Here is a 2,160-nt window from a genome sequence, read left to right as displayed (position 1 = left end):
AGACCTTACTTTTCGTAACCGGTTTGTTTCGGCGATAACTTCTTTTGGCTTGTTTATTCTCTTCCATAATGATTCATTGATATATGTAATAATTCGTTTGAAATGGCTATAATTTAGGTTTGTTTGCCTCTTTTGTTCCGTCTCTGATTCGATGATTACCTTTGGTGTGAAAACGTCTGAAATCGCCCCAAAATAGTTCATCTGCATTTGCCTTTGGTCGGATTGTTCCCCAAACATATCGCCGTAATAGTTCGGGTAACATCATGGAAACAAACAGTAACGCTATACATTGGTGATTCAATAGTTCGGGCACAACGATTCGGCTGATAGTTCGTTCATGTTTATGTATGAAGATAGGCACCGGGAAAACCAAAGGCCGATCAATATACAATAGTTCGGGTGTGTATGCGCGTACTGGTTCATCCTCTGTTATTGGTTCGGGTACATTTGCGTTTGTTTCTTCGCTTACTGGTTCGGTTAATAGTTCAGGCAAAGAAATGCCGGATAGTTCGGTTAACATTGTTAGCCTCTGTAATGCTTTGTTTATTTGATCCTGATAAAACCAACGGGAAATAAAATCTATCAGAGCTACCAAAGCAAAGACAAACGCCGGTGTTTTCGTTTGTGCATCCACATATAAGGCCGGTAAATGTGTTCCCGGTTCTCTTACCGGTTCTTTTTCCGGGATGATCGGAGCTTTGGCGCGATCTAAAGCCTTTATATTACATTTTAAGTTCGGGCAAATAGAATCATTTATAAATGCAGGCATAACCACACCTATACGCGCCGTCTTATCATCAAAGACCGCCGCCCGATCAGGTGCAACCAGCCACACGCCACCAGTCCAGCCGGAAAGCAAGGGGATAACGTTTGATGCAAAGAAACCTAACTTTATATCAATTAAAGCGGCTTTTTCCAATGTTGCACAAAGTTCTTTGTGTCCGTTACTGTCTGCATCATTATAAGATAAATAAACTTTATTATCTCCGGCAATAGTACGAAGTGAAAAACCGCTTTTTTTGTTTCGTTTGGCTATTTCTTTTACAAAACCGGCAACCGCTTTTAATTCGCTTTTCTGAATCTTTATAAATCCGTCTTTTGAAAGATGGGGGTACACAAGCCGGTAATTAGGGAAATATCCGGCAAAATCACAAACAAAGGTTTGTTTCTTGTCGTTGGTTATTTCTGTAATATTGCCGCCGTCCTGATTACAAACACAAACAGAACACCGGCCAACCATTTCTTTTAAATGTTTGGGATTGATAAATAATTTTAGACCGTCAGGTAAAAGCCCGGATGTTTCAATAATTACGGGGTATTCTTTTAATGTACGCCCGTCAGAAGCAACTAAAGCCGATTTGTAAGGATCAAGATAAATATAATTAAATGCCGGTCTTAAAGGATCTTTTGTTACTAATTTAGTGATATTTAGATGTTCCTTTATAATCCACATATCAAAGGAGCAAACAATATTTTCGCGCTCTTCTATTTTGGTAAACCTTGTTTTATTGGCTTGTTTGGTGCTTATCAGCTTTTCAAATTGCCAAACAAGATTAAAAACCTGATCCACTGGAAAGGAACATTTAAAGCTGTTTATTTGTACAGTCCTAAAATCCGTTATATTTAGTTTGGCATCAACGCAAAGATATTTTATATTTATCTCGTTCCCGTTGGCATCTTTCAGTTTTGCAAGCTCCGCGGCGGTATAGGTGCCGGGAGCTATTTCTATTTCATTTGTAAAAACGTCGTTTGCTATTTTAACCAATTCGGCCAAAATGAGGCCGTTAAATTCTTTTTCATTCATAACATTAAATAGTTGGATATTTTACACCAAAGTAAAAGCCTAAAGCAAGGCAAAAAAGCAAGTAAATAGGAAGCAGCCAAAGACCGCCAAACACGCTAAAGCAGATTAATAAAACTACTATTAGCCAAATAATTACGCCCACCATGTTAGAAAGTAGGGTTTTCAAGCTCTTGCAAAAAATCTTCCTCCGTTATACTCTCACATATATTTGAGCCATCAACATAAACACTAAATCCGGTTGCGGTACGGAATACTTCTAATTTGTGCGTTTCTCCGTTTGGGGATTCTATTATATAAGTAGTCATAATATAAAAGTTTAAAGGAATGCCGGAAAACCGTCCGGCGCGGTGGAATAT

At 38.5% G+C, this 2,160-nt stretch carries 2 protein-coding genes; both read right to left on the bottom strand.

All coding sequences use genetic code 11. The features are described from left to right. Window positions 1-106: 106 nt before the first annotated feature. A complete protein-coding gene (locus tag ABUA47_RS24250; protein ID WP_117707989.1) occupies window positions 107-1,804 on the bottom strand; it encodes a hypothetical protein in 1,698 nt (565 codons plus the stop codon). A 146-nt stretch (window positions 1,805-1,950) separates the two neighbouring features. Then, window positions 1,951-2,160, bottom strand: a 210-nt coding sequence (locus tag ABUA47_RS24245; RefSeq protein ID WP_349832230.1) for a hypothetical protein, incomplete at its 5' end; no start/stop codon positions are given.

The sequence above is a fragment of the Bacteroides sp. RTP31139st1_H2_RTP31139_211217 genome (genome assembly GCF_040227615.1).
Lineage (GTDB): Bacteria > Bacteroidota > Bacteroidia > Bacteroidales > Bacteroidaceae > Bacteroides > Bacteroides uniformis.
The sequence above is the reverse complement of the archived record's forward strand: the minus strand, read 5'-3'. Positions and strand labels throughout refer to the sequence as shown.

What these genes read in the sequence shown, in the direction of transcription:
- ABUA47_RS24250 (WP_117707989.1), bottom strand. Translation starts at nt 1,804, where the DNA reads ATGAATGAAAAAGAATTTAACGGCCTCATTTTGGCCGAATTGGTTAAA.